Raw genomic sequence first — 17,976 nt, 5'->3', positions numbered from 1 at the left:
CCAAGCGAACCTCGAACGCCCGACCGGCAGAGATGCCCCAACGTCACCCCATCGAGCGACACCAAACCCGGGCATTACGGTGCGAACCGCACTCTCAAACCCTGGTACCAGGAACGCTCCGCCAAGGCCATCGGCGCCCAGTCCGCCCGCGCCACCGCCCAGATCACCGAACGCGCCCAGGCCAAGCACGCCGCCCGCGACGACGCCCGGCCTGCCGGATGAACCCCGCCGACGGGGTGATCGTTGACCTGTTCGCCGGACCGGGCGGCTGGTCCGAAGGGCTGCGCGCCCTGGGTACCCGCACCATCGGCCTCGAACATGACCCGTGGGCGTGCGCCACCCGCACCGCCGCCGGGCACCGCTCCGTACAGACCGACGTCGCCGCCCACCCGCCCGACGCCTTCCTCGGCCGCACCCGCGGCCTGATCGCCTCCCCGCCCTGCCAGGCCTGGTCCCGGGCCGGCAAACGCCTCGGAATCACCGACCAGCCACTCGTCCACCAAGCCGTCGCCGACCTCGCCCGCGGCCACGACACCCGCGCTCGACTGCTGGCAGCCTGCCTCGACCCGCGCAGCCTGCTGGCGGCCGAACCCATGCGCTACCTCCACGCCCTGCACACCCACGGCGGACAACCCCAATGGATCGCCATAGAGGAGGTCCCCGACGTCCTGCCGCTGTGGAAGCAGTACGCCGAAATCCTGCGCGGCTGGGGCTTCTCCGTCTGGTGCGGCCTGCTCAACGCCGCAGACTACGGCGTCCCCCAGACCCGCCGCCGCGCCATCCTCCTCGCGTCGCGCACCCGCACCGTCCACCCACCCGAACCCACCCACGCCCAACACGCCCAACCCGCCAGCCTGTTCGGCGCCGGACGCCTGAAATGGGTGTCCATGGCCGACGCCCTGGGCTGGGGCGCGACCGACCGCCCCGTGCCGACCGTCTGCGCGGGCGGCGGACCCGGCGGCGGACCCGAACCGTTCCCCTCCGGCTCCCGCCGAGCGCTGATGCGGTCCCAGGACACCGGCGCATGGGTCCTGCGCCACAACAATCAGGCCCACGCCGCCGTCCGCCGCCTCGACCAGCCCGCAGCCACCCTCATGTTCGGCAACCGCGCCAACGAAGCCCGCTGGATCAACACCCGGGCAACTGAAGCCGGTTCCGAAGGGACCGACCCGGATAACCCCGAGGGGCAGCCGCCCCGCAGCGCCTCGCTGCGGCTGACCGCCGCCGAGGCCGGCACCCTGCAGACCTTCCTCGCCGACTACCCCTGGCAGGGCAACAAGGGCCAGCAGTTCTCCCAGATCGGCAACGCCGTCCCACCGCTGCTCGCCCGGCACCTATTGAGCGTCCACCGGCCGCTGACCCGCGACGACCTGGACCTCGCGGCCTGACCCGACCACACTCCGCTGGATCTCCTGGAGGCGGCCCCGATGCAACCCTCCCTCCACGTCGAACAGGCCCTGCTGGGCGCCCTGTTGCTCGATCCTGCCCGCATCGGGCAGGTCCGCGATGTCCTGCGTCCCGAGCACATGTACCGCCCCGCCCACGCCGCGCTCTACCGCGCCATCCTCGACCAGGCCGCCACCCCGCCACCGCCCGAAACCGTGGTGGAGCACACCCTCGCCCGCGTCCACGCCACCGGCCAACCCGCTGCCGGACTCACCCCGCTGTACGTCCACACCCTCATGGGGGCCTGCCCCCATCCCAACCATGCGGCCGTCTACGCACGCATCGTCCTCGAAGCAGCGCTCCGACGCACCGTCGTCGAACACGCCGCGCGCCTCGCCCAGGTCGCCGCCGCCGACCTGGCACACGACGGCATCAGCGCCACCCTCCGCCACCACGACCACCTCCTCGCTGTGGTCAGCGAACTCGCCGACCACGGGCAGGACTTCACCGGTACGGATGACTCGGAACCACTGGCTGTCGTGCCTGACCCGACGCCGGGCGATCAGCACCTCGCCGACGAGGCCACCCTGATCGCCGCACTCAGCGCCAACCCCGGCCAACTCCGCGACATCGACTGGCTGCGCGCCGACGACTTCGCCGACCCCGTCCGCGCCGGGCTGTACCGCTGCCTGCGCACTCTCCAGAACGACGGCGACCCCATCGACACCGTCACCCTCTTGTGGGCCGCCGAACAACACGGACTGCTCACCGACCATCGACTGGACCCGGAGGACGTCCTCGACCTCTGCCGACCGGGCCTGCCGGGAAGCGCCGACTACTACGCCCACCGCGTGCTGCGCAGCGCACTCGTGCGCACCGCATACCGCAGTGCCGTGATCGTCCACAGATGGGCCGAGAATCCGGCGCTGCGGTTCGACCGGCTCGCGGGCCAACTTCTCGACGTTCTGCAGCCGTTGGCTGCAATCTGCGACCGGTGGCATGCGGCTACTGGCTCCCCGCACCTCCGCTCGAGTCCGGCTTTAGTGCCGCAGACGGCAACCGCGACGGCAGCTCGCTCACGTACGGCGGTGCACTCTCTCGCCGGGCGTCCGGCCCCGGCTCGCGCCGGGCCTGTCACGGCGTATCCCGCCGCCGCCCAAAGAGGCCGCTGAGGGCAACGGTGTTCCTTGACTCGGATGTTTCCAGGTTTTGGGGTGAACTTCCGGGGCCGCTACTCGATGTAGCCGGTACGACAGCTGGGGCCCGCCGAACCGGCGGGCCCCAGCTGATTTCGTCCGCTGTTTAGATCAGGTGAGCGCGCCAGGCGTCGCGCTGGAGCTCAGCGCGGGGCTGAGCCACCGCTGAGCCGGGCTGCCGTTGCACGCGTAGAGCTGGAGTTGCGATCCGTTGTCCGCCGATCCGTTCGGGTCGTCCAGGCAGAGCCCGGACTGCGGGTTGAGTATCGAACCGTCGGCGCGGGGCAGCCACACCTGCGCACCGTTGGGGATGCCGCCCCAGCAGCCGTGCAGCTGGACCTTCGTTCCGTTGGTGGTCCCGCCGTTGATGACGTCCAGGCAACTGTCGTAGGCGGTCAGGAGGCCGTTGGTCTGGAAGCTCCACCGCTGGGGATTGCCGCCGTTGCAGTCGTAGAGCTGGATTCTCGTGCCGTCGGCAGTATTTCCATTGTTGACGTCGACGCACTTGTTCGGGGCGCCGCCGAAGGTGATCGGCGTGGCACCGGGAGCGGTGAAGGCGTACGGGTAGACCTGTGCGTTGCTGATGCCTCCGTTGAAGTGACCGGACGGAGCACCCTGGTAGCGGTAGCGGCCCAGGGCGAAGGGGCCGGTGGCGTTCCAGGACTGCGTGTGCGTCCCGGTTCCCGTCAGGGTGCCGTCGACGTACAGGCTGATCTGTTTGGTCTCGGCGTTGTAGACGCCGGTCAGGTGCGCCCAGACGCCAGGCTGGACATGGCTTCCGTTGCTGACGGCGGCCGTCTGGTCGTAGGACCAGGTGTCGTCGTCGGCGGTGGACATGCCGAACCGCCAGGTGTTGTCGCCCGCTTCGTGCCACAGGATGAAGCCGCTGGCACGGTTGCCGTCCTGGCTGGCGACGACCTCGCCGGGCTTGTTCGACTTGGCCCACACCGAGACGGTGAAGCTCTTGGTGGTGTCGACGACGGGGCCGGATGCTGAGATGACGCCGCTGGAGCCGTCCAGTGCGGCAACCGTCGACGGCCTGCCCACGATGTTGTCGGCAGCCCAGCCCGCTCCGCCCGTCAGCGTGACGGGGTGCTGCCCCTGGCTGTCCGCAGCGGTGGTGCCTGCGCCCTCGTTCAGTTTCCACTGACCGGTGGACGGCCGCATGTCACCAAGAACCGAAGGTGCCTTGAAGTCGTTGACGGCGCTGTTCGGCGTGCTGTCGGCGGTGCGGCCGGGCCAGGCGACCAGGTGCTGGTCCGCGGTGACGGCCCACAGGTCGGGGACGCCGTCGCCGTCGAGGTCGCCGGAGGAGCCGACCTGCGGGAAGGCCGCCGGGGTGACTCCGCCGGTCGTCGGCATCGCGTTCGAAGCCGGGTCCGCCAGGGCGCCGAAGTTCACCGTCCCGTCGGCGTTCACGGTGATCGGATAGCGGTGGATGGTTCCCTGGTCGCGGTCACGGGCCCACAGGTCGGGGATGTGCTTGCCGTCCCCCTTCGTGTCACCGGGGGCGATCAGGTCGTACGCGTCCCACGTGCCGGTGTTCGACACCAGGCGGGCAGTGAACCGGTTGGGCAGTACTCCGGGGCTGAAGAGCCACAGGTTTCCGCCCTCGACGGTCAGGAACGACGTCTTCGTCGTCATGGCGGTGCTGCCGCCCGTCGTGCCGGTGTTCTCCCCGTTCGGGGTGCCGAGCGCGAGAAGCTGGCTGACGCCCGACCAGTCCGCGCCGTACGTACCGGGGCAGGTGATCGCGGCACCGGCGGCGTCCTGACAGACGACCGGACGGTTAAGGCTGACGGGCTGTGCGGCGGCGAAGTTCCCGAAGCCGTCGTTGTTCACCTGGTACAGCAGTTTCTTCAATTCGGGATCGCTCGTGTTGTGCGCGAGCAGATCGTCCACCGGCCGGCCGGCCCGCAGCGTGCCGCGGTGGGTGACCTGGTAGTTGGCCCAGGTGAGTCCCGGGTGAGCCGGGTCCTGGGCGTACGGGGCCTGGCTCGCCGGAGAGGACTTCGCCGTGGCCGGGTCGACATTGCCGCCGTACAGGCGGAGGTTGCCGCTCGGGTCGGTGAGCAGGACGTCGGGCCGGGCGTCGCCGGTGACGTCGCCGAAGACCGGGGCCGGGCCGTTCGGGTTCCACGGGACGTAGAAGGTGTACGAGACGGGCTGGGAGAAGTTCCCCGCGTTGTCCTGGGACTGCGCGTAGACGATGTTCGTGCCCCAGCGGGCGATCGACGTCGACAGCGGGAAGTTCGCCTTGCCGTTGCCGTCCGGCAGCACGGTGTTCGCGTCCCCGCAGCGCCAGCCGGTGACCGACGCCTGAACGGGGTCGGTGGAGAACCGCAGGCACCCGAGCCCGGAGGCGTCGCCACCGGACGGTACGGGGTCGGCTCCGGTGAGGGTGAAGGTGCCGGAGTCGCCGGCGAACTTGGTCGGCGTGGCATTGGGAGTTCCCGACGCCGGGAAGTCGGTGGAGGAGATCGCGACGGTCGGTGCGGTCCGGTCCACGCTGAAGTGGCAGTCCGCCGTGTTGTTCGAAGAGAGCGTTCCGTCGGTGGCCTGGGCCCTCCAGGTGTACCGGTGACCGTCGGTCAACGGCCCCACCCAGTACCAGGCCGTTCCGTTGCCCTGCCAGCCGGTCGGCCCGTTGGAGACGACCGGTCCGCCGGGCAGCGAGTTGTCCCACAGCGCGAACCAGGTCGCGACCTGCTCCCCGGTGGGGCTGACCGACCGAGCGGTGAGGTTGATGCCGCCGGTCGCCCCGATCCAGCCCGGTGTCGTGTTCGGGTCGCACGCATCGGTGAGGACGTTGCCCGATGTCCGGCGTGGTGTCGGCTGCGCCTGGGGCGTGTCCACACTGGGCGGGAAGTCGTAGGTGACGGACACGTGCGGCGGGTGCGCGGTGGCGGAGAACCGCTTGCGGTTGGCCGAGTCGTACTCGTGGTCGGCGAAGAGCGCGAAGGACCAGGTCCCCCAGTGGTTGCCGGCGGCGGCACTCATTGTGTTCTTCACGTCCCAGGCGACACCGTCGGTCACCCCGATGCTGTTGGGGCCGACCATGGCCTGCGTGACGTAGCTGCAACCGGGCACGTTGTCCCGGGTGTCCGTCGGGCAGGGCTGGTTGTTCCAGTTCGTGCTGGCGTAGAACGAATTCGTGTCGTACACGTCGATGTTCGCGCTGTTCGACGGGTTCGACGCGTAGGTCGCGGTCGCGTACAGCGTTGCGCCCAGAACTGTGCTGCCGTAGATCCTCGAGTCGACCGCGACCTGGTAGTAGACGCGTTCGCGTCCCTTCTGGGCGCAGGTCGGGTAGTCGCAGTAGCCCACGGCCGGTTCGCCGCTGCGGCTGGTGGTGTTGTACTGGGGGGTGCTGGGGTAGGCCTCCTGGACCTCGTCGAAGGCCAGCTGGCCGCCGTTGACCGACGGGTTCCAGCCAGGGTCGATGAACACCGGGAAGCGGGTGTCCGCGGCCTTGAGGAGTGCGGCGTCCGGGGTGAGCCGGATGCTGCCCTGCGTGGTGGAGACCTTGATCGGTGAGACCTTCGCGCCCTGCCCCGGGCCGTTGCTGGTGGACGGGCCCGGCGATGTGGGCGTGTCGGCTCCTGTGGCGCGAAGTCCCTGCGGGGCGAAGGGTTTTGCGGTATTGGCGGCGGCGCTGGAGTCCCACATCTGCGGAACGGGCGCGGTGAAGACCGGCTTTCCGGACGTGTCGTTGGCGCTGAGGTTTCCGGCCGCGTCGGCGGCCACGGTCAACCCCTGGGTAGAGGTGGCCAGTTGCAGGCTTGTCAGGGCCGGATCGGCCGCTGCCTGGGCGTTCTTCACGACCAGGACTTCGGTGAATCCGCCAAGCGCGGTGGCGGCGACTTTCAGGTCGACACCGGGGAGCACTTCGGGGTAGACGGCCGTGTCGCCGGACAGCGTGGGAGCGGGGAGTGCGAGGGGGAAGCCGATGCTCAGCATCCGCCCCTGTGGGTCCGTCAGCACGGCCAGCGGGCCGGTCCCGCCGCCGGACAGGGCGAGGCGGGAGGTGGTCGCCGATGGGCTTACGGTTCCGTTGGCGGCTTTGGTGAGGGTGGCGTCCAGCGGCGCCCAGGAGGGGCCTTTTTTCGTCCGTACCGGCAGGACGTACTGGTTCTCGGTGAAGGTGCCGTCGGGATTGGCGACGGTGTCCGTGGATTCCGAGGTGAGCAGGTCCACCGGGACCGGTTTTCCGGTTGTCTTCGCCTGGGCCGAGGCCGCGTGGCGTGCGGTCTGCTCGGGCGAAAGCGGAGTCGTCGGCACCAGCGGGTGCGGCGGGGCGGGGGACGCGGGGGCGGGTGCGCCCAGTAGCGCGGAAGCCAGCGCGGCGGCGAGGATGACGGTCAGTCCGCGTTGTACGCGTCGTGAACGCGCAGGTCTGCGCGGCACCTTTCGGCGCGGTGATGAAGTGTCCGACATTTTGGTGGATCGTCCCCCTTGGTGAAACGGTGTCCTTTCACGGACACGCGGCAGGTCGGAACGATGCGGGAGGAACTAACAGCCCGTCAAGCTGCCCTAAGAGCAGATGCGTTCATGTCCGGACATGAAGCAGGCGTTAACGGAAAGAGAATGGGTCGGAAAGGTCAAGAAATTCTCAACACTCTTGATCAAGGATGGGTTTAGAACCTCTTAATGATCCGCCACACCGTTTGGACGTGGGTATCCGTGGGGTTGTGGGGGGTTGGCCGTGGGGGCTTGGCGTTCAAGCACGCCGGTAGGGCACTGGCTTCGAGGCAGACACGTTCTGCTCGGCAGTGTCACCGCGCTGGCGGCCATGGCGGCGGTACTGACCCCGCTGTCGGCTGAGGCCATGGCGGCCGGCAAGCCGCACGGCAAGGTCTGGACCCCGCCGAACACGGCCCTGGACACCGTCCACCCGGTGAACGGCAAGAACCAGAAGGCCCCCGGGACCAAGGCGCCGTACGGTCCGGTACCCAAAGCCTGGACACCGCCCAACGTCCCCGCACTGGCGAAGAACACCCGGACTGTGACGGTTCCCCTGACGGTCGGCGGCGCCCTGGCGGCGCCGCGTTCCGTCACCCCGGGAGCGCCGGTCCCCGGAGCCGCCGCACAGGCGGGGGACCTTCCGGTCTCCCTCGCAGCACGGCCCGCCGGAGGGATCGCGTCGGCGGACAGCCTCCAGCTCACCGCATCCGGTGCCGCGACCCCGGCACCGAACGGCCAGGGAATCCAGGTCCAGGTCACCGTCCCCGGGGCGGATGCCGCCCAGGCCGCCGGCGTGAACGGCCTGCTGGTCGGGCTCACCCGCGGTGACACCGCGGGAACCGCGCCGATCGACGTGGCGTTGGACCCGGCCCCGTGGGAGCAGGCGTTCGGCGCCGACTGGTCACAGCGCGCCCGGGTCGTCCAACTCCCGGCCTGTGCGCTCACCACCCCGGACGCGCCCGGCTGCACCCAGCGGACCCCGGTGCCCTCCACCCGGGACACCCACGGACGGCTGCTGGTCCAGGTCACCCCGACGGCCGCCGCCCAGACCGTCGGTGCCCCGCGGACGCAGCAGGCGGCGCCGCGGTCGATGGTGCTGGCGATGGACGCCGGCCCGTCCGGCGGATCCGGCTCGTACGCGGCCTCGTCGATGTCCCCGTCCATGGCGTGGTCCGCCGGGACCAACATCGGGAACTTCACCTACTCCTACCCGCTCCAGTCGCCCGCGGCCCTGGGCGGACAAGCCCCGCAGATCGCGCTCTCCTACGACTCCTCGGCAGTGGACGGCAAGACGGCCGCGACCAACTCCCAGCCCTCCTGGATCGGCGAAGGGTGGGACTACCAGACCGGATTCGTCGAACGCTCCTACAAGGCCTGCGACGACGCGGGGATCAAGAACTCCGGCGACATGTGCTGGGGCGGGAACGCCATCTCCCTCAACCTCAGCGGGCACTCCGGAACCCTAGTCCGTGACGATACGTCAGGAACATGGCACCTCAAGGGTGAAGACGGCTCCAAGATCGAACAGCTGACCGGGGCCAGCAACGGCGCCAACGGCGGCGAGTACTGGAAGATCACCACCAGCGACGGCATCCAGTACTACTTCGGCCAAAACCACCTCCCCGGCGGCGACGGCAGCGACCCGGCGACGAACTCGGCCTTCACCGAGCCGGTGTACGCGCCCAAGGCCGGCGACCCGTGCAACAGCAGCACGACCGGTGCCGCCTCGTGGTGCCAGATGGCGTGGCGCTGGAACCTCGACTACATCGTCGACCCGCACCAGAACCTCACCACCGTCAACTACGCCACGGAGACCAACTACTACGCCCGCGGCGGCGCCCAGAACCAGGGCATAGGCGTCCAGACGCCGTACGTCCGCAGCGGCTACCCGACGCAGATCGCCTACGGACAGCGCCTCCCGGAGCAGATCGCGGCCAAGGGCACACTCAACCCGGCAGCGAAGATCAACTTCACGGTGGCCGAACGCTGCCTCCCGGCGTCCGGGATCACCTGTGACCCGGCCCAGCGCACCACCGCGAACGCGAAGTACTGGCCGGACGTCCCGCAGGACCAGAACTGCGCCGCGACCGGAGCCTGTTCCACCTACTCACCGACGTTCTGGTCCACCAAGCGCCTGACCCAGATCGACTCGCGGGTCCTGGTCTCCGGAACCTTCCGTACGGTCGACACCTGGGCACTGACCCACTCCTTCCCCGACCCGGGGGACGGCACCAAACCGCCCCTGTGGCTCGCGCAGATCCAGCACACCGGCACCAACGGCCAGGCGGCGGCGACGATGCCGCCCGTACTGTTCACTCCGCTCGAGATCGCCAACCGGGTGGACGGGCTGGTCCCGGCCCGCTCGGCGTTCAACCGGCCGCGCATCCAGCAGATCACCACCGAGACCGGCGGCCAGATCAACGTCGTCTACAGCCCGGCCGGCTGCTCGCGCGTCAACAACAGGATGCCGACGGCGCCGGACACCAACACGATGCCGTGCATGCCGGTGAACTGGATCCCGCCGCAGGCCGACAACCCGGTCCTGGACTGGTTCAACAAGATCCTGGTGCAGGAGGTGACCGAGCAGGATTCGGTCACCGACGCCCCGCTGAAGGTCACCGACTACCTCTACGGCGGCGACGCCGCCTGGCACCGCGACGACAACGAACTGACCGACACCAAGACCCGCACGTGGGACCAGTTCCGCGGCTACGCCAAGGTGACCACGACGACCGGCGCCGGGACCGACGGGCCCAAGACCCAGAAGACCGCCACCTTCCGGCGCGGGATGGACGGGGACGCCACCGCGGCCGGGGGAACCCGAAGCGTCCAGCTGACCGACTCCGTCGGGAACACCGTCACTGACGTGGGCTGGCTCGCGGGTTCGGTCCTGGAGATGCAGACCTTCGACCAGGCCGGCGGCAAGGTGGTCACCACCGTCACCACCCTGGACAGTGATCCGGTCACCACCGCGACGCACAAACTCGGCGGGAAGCTCCCTGATCTGGTCGCCCGCTATGCGGGGACGTCGAGCAGGGCACTGTCCCGGGCGCTGCTCGCCGACGGTACCTGGCGTACGACCGAGAAGGACGCGGTCAGCGATCCGGCCCACGCCAACCGGCAGCTGCGGATGAACGACAAGGGCGACGGCACCGCGGCGGCGCCTGAGGTCTGCACGCTGACCACGTACGCCGTCGGCGGCAACGCCCAGATGATGAGCTTCCCGGTCGAGACGCGTACGGTCGCGGGCGGTTGCGGGACGGTGCTGAACGTCACCAACACGTTGTCGGATCTGCGGACGCTGTACGACGGACTGCCGTTCGGCCAGATCGGCGCCATCGGCGATCCGACCGGCAGCGAAGCGCTGGACCACTACGACACCGCGGGCAATCCGGTCTATGCCACGCTGACCAGCAGCACCTTCGACGTCTATGGGCGGGTCAAGACGGCCGCCGGACCCGACGGTCAGGCGGGTGCGGTCGCGTCCACCGGCTACACACCGGCGACGGGGGAGTCCCCGGTCAAGGTGTCGATGACGACCACGGCGGCGCTGGCGGGCGCCCCGGGCACCAACTGGACCACCAGCACCACGATGGACCCGGGTCGTTCGGCGCCTCTCACCGCGACCGACGTCGGCGGCCGTACGACCACCCAGACCTACGACGGCTTGGGCCGGACCACGGCGGTGTGGGCGCCGGACCGTCCGACGAGCAAGAGCGCCAGTCAGACGTTCTCGTACGCGGCCAACGGGACACACGGCCCGTCGGCGGTCACCGCGCAGAGCCTGCGTGAGGACGGCAGCCACTCCTACCAGACGACGCTGTACGACGGCCTTGGCCGGGTGCGGCAGACCCAGGCCACCAGCCCGACGGTGGGTGGCCGGATCGTCACCGACACCTTCTACGACAGTCACGGCTGGACGACCAAGGCTTCGAGCCCGTACTACAACGACCAGTCGTTCCCGAACTCCACCGTCCTGTCCACGTTGGACAGCGCGGTCGCCGCACAGACGTGGAACACCTACGACGGCCTCGGACGCCCGACCAAGAGCACCTTCGTCTCCTTCGGCCAGCCGCAGTGGTCCTCGGCCACCGCCTACCCGGGCGCGGACGAAGTGGACATGACCTCGCCGCGGGGCGGAGCCGCGTCCAGCCGGATCACGGACTCCCGCGGTAAGGCCGTCCAGCTGTGGCAGTACAGGACACCGACCGCGACGGGGCACAGCGCCGACGCGGACGTGACCGTCTACGCCTACACGCCGGCCGGGCAGCCCGCGACGCGCAAGGACGCGGCGGGGAACACCTGGTCGTACACCTACGACCTGCGGGGCCGTCAGATTTCGGCCGCCGACCCGGATTCGGGTACTACGACGACGAGGTACGACACCCAGTCCCGTGTCGCCTCGACCACGGACGCGCGCGGCCAGTCGCTCGCCTACAGCTACGACCTGTTCGGCCGCAAGACCGGGATGTACACCGGGGCGGTCGCCCCGGCGAACCAGCTCGCCGGCTGGACCTACGACACCCTGGCGGTCGGCAAACCCACGTCCTCCACCCGGTATGTAGGCGGCGCTTTTGGTGCTGCCTACACCAGCGAGATCACCGGCTACGACACGAACTACCGCCCGCTGAGCACCAAGGTGACGATCCCCCAGACCGAGGGGGCACTGGCGGGTTCCTATACGACGAAGAACTCCTACACCCCGGTGCTGGGGCTGCTGGAGTACACCGACCTGCCGGCGGTGGCCGGGATGCCGTCGGAGACCGTGGGCTTCGAATACAGCACGACGGGGCTGCTGAGTGACTCGGCGGGCAACAACACCCTGGTCACCGACATGCAGTACGACCAGCTCGGCCGTCCGGTCCGTACGACGGTCGGCGCCTGGGGCACCCAGGCCGTCTCCAGCCAGGAGTACGACAAGGCGACCGGCCGGGTCGTCTCCTCCACCCTCGATCAGCAGAGCGCCGCGTCCCCGCACCTCAGTCGGACCTCGTACACCTTTGACCCGTCCGGGCACACCACATCGGTGACCGACGTCCAGGGCGGGGCCGCCGGGGCCGGGACGGAAACCCAGTGCTTCACCTACGACTACCTGGGGCGGCTCAGCCAGGCGTGGACGGACACCGGCGGCACCACGACGCAGGCGCTTCCGTCCGTCCCCGGGATCGGCGGCTGCAACAACGCGGCGAAGCCGGTCACCCCGGGGACGCCCGGCGGATCCACCGTCGGCGGCCCGGCACCGTACTGGCAGTCGTACGAGTACGACGCGACCGGTAACCGCACGAAGCTGGTCCAGCACGACCCGTCCGGCCAGGCGGCCAAGGACGTGACGACAAGTCAGGCCTTCCCGGCCGCCGGCACCGTCAACACGGCGACCGGTGCGCCGAACACCGGCGGCGGCACGGGCGGCCCGCACGCGCTGACGTCCACCTCCACGACGACGCCGCAGGGCACGAAGGCCTCGGCCTACCAGTACGACCGGACCGGCAACACCACCAGCGTCACCGACACGACCGGGACGGCCACGCTCACCTGGAACGGCGAGGACAAACTCGCGTCGGTCACCAAGTCCGGCGCGGGCGAGGGCACCAGCTACCTGTACGACGCGGACGGCAACCAGCTCATCCGCCGCGACCCCGGCAAGACCACCCTCAACCTGGGCCCGGACGAACTGGTCCTGGACACCGCGGGTAAGGCACTGTCGGACAACCGTTCCTACCCGGCGGCGGGCGGCCTGACGGTCACCCGGGTGATCAGCCCGGCCAGCACCGCGGGGAAACTCGTCTACCAGGGCAGCGACCCGCACGGCACCAACGGCGTGCAGATCGACGTCGCCTCCCAGGCTGTGACCCGACGCCCGACCGACCCGTTCGGCAACAACCGCGGCGCCCCTGTCGACCTGGCGACCTGGGCCGGCGACAAGGGCTTCGTCGGCGGAACGCTGGATCCGTCCACGGGCCTGACGAACCTGGGGGCGCGGGAGTACGACCCGGTCCACGGACGCTTCCTGAACCCGGACCCGCTGCTGAACGAAGCCAATCCGCAGCAGTGGAACGGCTACGCGTATTCGGGCAACAACCCGATCGACGCGAGTGATCCCAGCGGCCTGGACTACTGCCCGAGCAGTATGTGCAACCCGTACAACCCGGCCACGGTCGCGATGCTCCGTGGCGAGACGCTCGAACAGGGTGCGGCTGACTCCCAGCAGCTGATCGACGAAGAGGATGCGCAGGGACAGGCGCACACCTGGGGGCAGAACAACGGCAACACCTGGGTCGGCTCGGCCAAGGGCGGGCACAGCAACAACGCCAAACCCAGTCCCAAGCCCAAGTCCAAGGGCTGTGGCTGGAGCTTGTCCTGCCATGTGAAGGCGAAGATCGCAGATGCTAAACGTTTCGTCGCCGAGCACCCGATCATCACGGCGATCATCGTCGTCGCTGTGGCCGCTGCCGCAGTCGGCTGCATCATCGCGACGGCGGGTGGCTGCTCAGCGATTCTAGTGGCGGCCGCCGAAGGGTTCACGGCTGGCGCAGAGTTCGGCCTGACGAGCGCGGTTATCGGAGCCGCGGTCGGAGCGGGAGTAGAAGGTGCGGGAATTGTAGCCCTGGCCGCGATCGGCGGCGGTGCTGCGGCGAAGGCCGCGGCTGAGGGGTCGGGCAAGGAATCCGGTGTCACGTCTAGGACCTCAGATAGTAGTGGAACAGCGACCGTTCGATGGGACGAGGAAATTGGTCATGCAACTGTTCGAGTTGACACGGCAAGCGGTAAATCGCTCGAAACCGAGCAGGCGATAACGGGTCATCCGAATGAGGCTGGAAGCTACGAGGGAGCGCCTACAACTGGACAGGTAGCCGACAAGCTCGGTCCGCAGACGAAGGAGCTTACGTTTAGCATTCCTAATGCAGATGCGGCGATGGCGGCGCAGAAGGCCACCATTGGAGCCGACCTGGGGCCGTATAATGGTCTCCATAATAGTTGCGTAACCTATTGCGTTGGAATTCTACGTGCTGGCGGTCATGAAATACCAGACGGTTTCCGTGGCATGGTGGCGCTGAGGCGCCAATTGAATAAGGAGTGAGGATATGTCCGGGGAGAGGTATAAAATGATGCTTTCGGAGGTCATTTCGAGTAATCTCGTCGGGGGGATTCACCTGCGGCGAGTAGGTGAGCTTTTGATCGCCGGAGAGCGTATGAATAGTTCAATCATTTTGCGAAAAAGGAATTCTGCAAATTTCCTTGAGGATTTGGAATTTATGGAGAGGGTGGTCGACATGGAGGAGGAGTGTTGTTTGATTTGGGATATGTGCAAGAGTCGTGATCGCGAATGGCGAATCAATATCGGTCTTCGAGATCTAGAGAATTCACTCAGAGGGGCGGCTGATTATATGAATAGGTGGGTCGATAATGGCTGAATTTGCGTAGCGTAGGAATATTGCGACGGAGGTTTCTGTGGGGTTTTGTGAGGGGCGGCTTCTTGTTGATCTCGAATTAATTAAAATAAGAGGTTCGCTCGTTATGGCCGGAGCGGCTCTAGAGTTACCTGATTGGTCCGCAATCGGAAAAGCTTCAGTAAAATTTGTCCTGTAATTGTCATTCTGGTTGCAAGATCGTGAACGGTGGATCATGATAAGGAGTTGTAGGTGAAGAGGCTCAAGGTTTTCCTGTCCGGATTCCTGTTGTTGGTGCCAGTTCTGCTACTGATCGTCCTGTCAGTTCTGACGCAGGGGGACTCAGAGGATTTCACCCCACTGAGCGGGTTGATATTCCTGGCGGCTTTTATCGTCTTCATGTGGGCGGTCGGGGTCATGATCGCCGCGTTTCTTCCGATGGAGTTCAAGAAGGGCCCGATGGCCGGCGCCCCGGCACAACGGGGCGCCTACGCGACCGCGCGGAGGCTGCGCCTGCTAAAGCGTGCGACGACCGAAGAGGCTGTCAACGTGCTGGAGAGCGGCAGGAAGTGGGCCGTTCAGACGCTGCGTGTGGGCCTGGGGGCCGGATTCCTGCTCATGTCAGTGACCGCAGACGGCCGTCCTCTGCTGACCTGGGTCAAGCGGATCGGGATGAAGGCGCAGGTGCTTCCCGGTCCGTACTGGCTCGACGAGGAGGACATCCCGGCCACTCGCGTTGCGAGATCCATCGGGATGGACACCTTCGTACGCGTTACCTGTGCCGATTCCAGCAGCCCCGTGTTCCAGATCAAGGGGGTGGACCTGCCACTTCTCGAGCACGTGGCCGCTTGGTCGCAGCGCGGTCTCCCCGCCGACGTCACTACCGTTCCGGCCGACCCCGCATAGCGTCACCCGTACGACAGTCTCGTGACAAGTTCCCGGTGTCATGTGCGCTGTAGATTCTTCTGCTCTGCCCGCCGTGGGGCAGGTGGACGTGAAAGCTCTCCAGGGCGAGCGGAGACACGCGGTGACGGAATCTTCCGCATGGCTGGAAGGCGATGTGTCGGTCAGCATCGCGCGTACCCGGAATTCCGGGGAGTGCGCACTGAGCTATTTTCATCCTGAAGTTGCAGGTCAAGCGGGTGATGTGGCAGTGGTCGGGTGTGATCGTACTGGTTGAGGCCGGGTTCCGGTGTGGATGATCGTCCGTCAGCGATGCGCGAGGAGTTGCCGGCTTCGCTTGGATTCGCGGGGCCCTTGTAGGGGCCCTCTGTAAAGGTGAATTCAGGAGGATCCAGGTCAGGGGAGCGCAAGGGGAGCGCGGACGCCTTTGGACGGGAGGCCACTGAACAACACCGTCGCGCAGCGCGCACATGCTCCCATCAGCAGAGATGACACTGAGCAACCTCTGTCAGCATTCAATAACATGATCGCTAATGAACTCGTAATGCGTAGGTCTCGGGTTCGAATCCCGAAGGCGGCCCCACGAAACCCCAGGTTGGCGACTCGCTGACCTGGGGTTTTTGCGTGTTCTTTACTTTTAGTGAAAACTGCACTCGGGAACGAAAAAGGCATTTCGGGCGCTTGGGTGTCCCAGGGGTGTCCACGTTGACAGTTGTGGTGCGCAACCGCCGCGCCGGGGTGCGCGGCAACGGCGCGCTGATGCCGTTGTTCCGTACAGGACGCGGGGGTTCGGGACTTCTTCCTGCCGTCTGTGGGGTTCCTGCAATCCCGTGGTGGTGGTGCCGTCGACGGGGCGGGCGAGGGGCGCTCCGTCTGGGGTGACGTCGGGCATGCGGGTTGCCGGGATGCGAGCCCGGGTTCGGGTGCTGTGGGGATCGGAAAGTCATCGCTGCAGGTCATGGGACCTTTGGTGAGGTGGATGGCAGGATGTTCGAGTGATCGTTTCGCTGCTGTACCGTGCTGCTCGCACCCTGCTGTCGATACCCGGAGCGCTACTGCGCCGGGACACTGCGAAGGATGCTGAGCTGCTGGTGCTGCGGCATGAGAACGCGGTGCTGCGGCGTCAGTTCAAGGGGTCGGTGCGGTACGAGCCGGTGGACCGGTTCTGGCTGTCGGCGTTGTCCTCGTTGATCCCGCGTCGCCGTTGGGCGCAGGTCTTCCCAGTTGCGCCGGGGACGCTGCTGGCCTGGCACCGCCGGTTGATCGCGAAGAAGTGGGACCACTCCGCCCGCCGTCGCCGTACAGGCCGACCGTCCACCGCTGCCGCGCTGAAGAAGCTGGTGCTGCGTCTGGCGCGGGAGAATCCGCAGTGGGATCACCGCCGGATCCAAGGTGAGCTCAGCTGGCTGGGGCATCCGATCGCGTCGTCCACGGTCTGGGAGATCCTGCACGCGGCCGGCATCGATCCGGCCCCCCGTCGCAGCGGGCCGACCTGGAAGCAGTTCCTCACAGCGCAGGCCGAGGGAATCATCGCCGCGGACTTCTTCCACGTGGACACGGCCCTCGGCACGCGCCTGTATGCCATGGCGTTCCTCGAGCACAGCACCCGGAAGCTGCACATCACGGGTGTCACCAGGCATCCGACCGGTCAGTGGGCGGCCCAGCAGGCCCGCAACCTTGCCGCCGACCTGGGGGCGAGGACGGAGTCGCTGCGCTTCGTGCTGCGCGATCGCGACACGAAGTACACGGCGCCCTTCGACGCCGTATTCGAGGCCGAGGAGATGGACATCCTGCTCAGCGCTCCGCGAGCGCCCCGGATGAACGCGCACTGCGAGCGGGTGATCGGTACCGTCCGCCGAGAGGTGCTGGACCACGTCCTGGTCCTCAACGAGGCGCACGCCCGACGAATACTGGCCGAGTACCAGGATCACTACAACGGGCACCGGCCACACCGCGCCAGGCGCCAGCAGCCACCTGACGCCGGTCAGCTACCCGCCCCCATCCACGACCCCGACGGCCGCAGACTCCTGCGCACCCGCGTCTTCGGCGGCGTCATCAACGAGTACAGCTATGTCGCATGACCTGCAGCGATGACTTTTCGAGCCCCACAGGCAAAGAACTGCTGGCCACCACGGCCGCGGCCTTCCCCACGATCACCAAGACCTGGGCCGACGGCGGCTACCACAACGACGTGATCGAAGCCGGTGCCCAGCTCGGCATCGACGTCGAAGTCGTCCACCGCGACCCAGCCACCCACGGCTTCACTGTGCTCCCACGCCGGGTAGTAGAACGAACTCTCGGCTGGCTCATGCAGCACCGCCGTCTCGCTCGTGACTATGAGGCGCTCCCGCAACACTCCGAAGCCATGATCTACATCGCGATGATCGACAACATGACCCGCCGCCTCACCCACGAAACCACCCAAATCTGGCGAAACCCCACCATTACTAACCAACCAGAACCGGCGGGATGAAACATCCACTGAGGGTGCTGGTTTGTCTTGCCAGAAGCGAAGTTGCCCGCCGCGTTTTCGATGGGAGGTTGCTTACGACCTGGGTCTGAATAACGGTTGAGGCGTTTTCCTGCGCCAACGACAAGAGCCGCGCGAGCTTGTGATGTGTGACGATCAACTGGGCCCG

Annotated in this window: 7 protein-coding genes and 1 pseudogene; 7 read left to right on the top strand and 1 reads right to left on the bottom strand. The window is 67.6% G+C overall.

The features are described 5' to 3' along the window. From AC0Z36_RS27750 to AC0Z36_RS27740, 3 genes are all read left to right on the top strand, one after another. On the top strand, positions 1–222 hold a 222-nt coding region (locus tag AC0Z36_RS27750; protein WP_485465818.1), incomplete at its 5' end, for a hypothetical protein. Beyond that, complete coding sequence (locus AC0Z36_RS27745; RefSeq protein ID WP_485465817.1) at positions 219–1,388, top strand: DNA cytosine methyltransferase; 1,170 nt, start codon at positions 219–221, stop codon at positions 1,386–1,388. The genes AC0Z36_RS27750 and AC0Z36_RS27745, both read left to right, overlap by 4 nt. Positions 1,389–1,427: 39 nt before the next feature. Next, the gene (locus AC0Z36_RS27740) at positions 1,428–2,558 is read left to right on the top strand and encodes a DnaB-like helicase N-terminal domain-containing protein (RefSeq protein ID WP_485465816.1); all 1,131 of its coding nucleotides are present in this window, start codon (positions 1,428–1,430) and stop codon (positions 2,556–2,558) included. Between the two features lie 135 nt (positions 2,559–2,693). On the opposite strand, the gene AC0Z36_RS27735 is transcribed toward AC0Z36_RS27740, so the two are convergent. Further along, positions 2,694–7,019 carry a ricin-type beta-trefoil lectin domain protein gene (locus AC0Z36_RS27735; RefSeq protein ID WP_485465815.1) on the bottom strand — a complete coding sequence of 1,442 codons (4,326 nt, stop codon included), beginning with the start codon at positions 7,017–7,019 and terminating at the stop codon, positions 2,694–2,696. A 355-nt stretch (positions 7,020–7,374) separates the two neighbouring features. Between AC0Z36_RS27735 and AC0Z36_RS27730 the strand changes: the two genes are divergently transcribed. The 4 genes and pseudogenes from AC0Z36_RS27730 to AC0Z36_RS27715 all read left to right on the top strand — a co-directional run. Further along, entirely contained in the window at positions 7,375–14,124 is a 6,750-nt protein-coding gene (locus AC0Z36_RS27730; RefSeq protein WP_485465814.1) for an RHS repeat domain-containing protein, read from the top strand. A gap of 562 nt (positions 14,125–14,686) precedes the next feature. Next, the gene (locus AC0Z36_RS27725; protein WP_485465813.1) at positions 14,687–15,340 is read left to right on the top strand and encodes a hypothetical protein; all 654 of its coding nucleotides are present in this window, start codon (positions 14,687–14,689) and stop codon (positions 15,338–15,340) included. Positions 15,341–16,332: 992 nt separating this feature from the next. Further along, positions 16,333–17,418 carry an integrase core domain-containing protein gene (locus tag AC0Z36_RS27720; protein WP_485465812.1) on the top strand — a complete coding sequence of 362 codons (1,086 nt, stop codon included), beginning with the start codon at positions 16,333–16,335 and terminating at the stop codon, positions 17,416–17,418. A gap of 29 nt (positions 17,419–17,447) precedes the next feature. After that, positions 17,448–17,810 (top strand): annotated as a pseudogene (locus AC0Z36_RS27715) (IS5 family transposase); the annotation flags it as partial. Positions 17,811–17,976 lie beyond the last annotated feature (166 nt).

The organism is Kitasatospora sp. UYEF31, from assembly GCF_057291755.1.
Note: the sequence above shows the minus strand (reverse complement) of the source record. Positions and strands in the feature narration are given on the sequence as shown.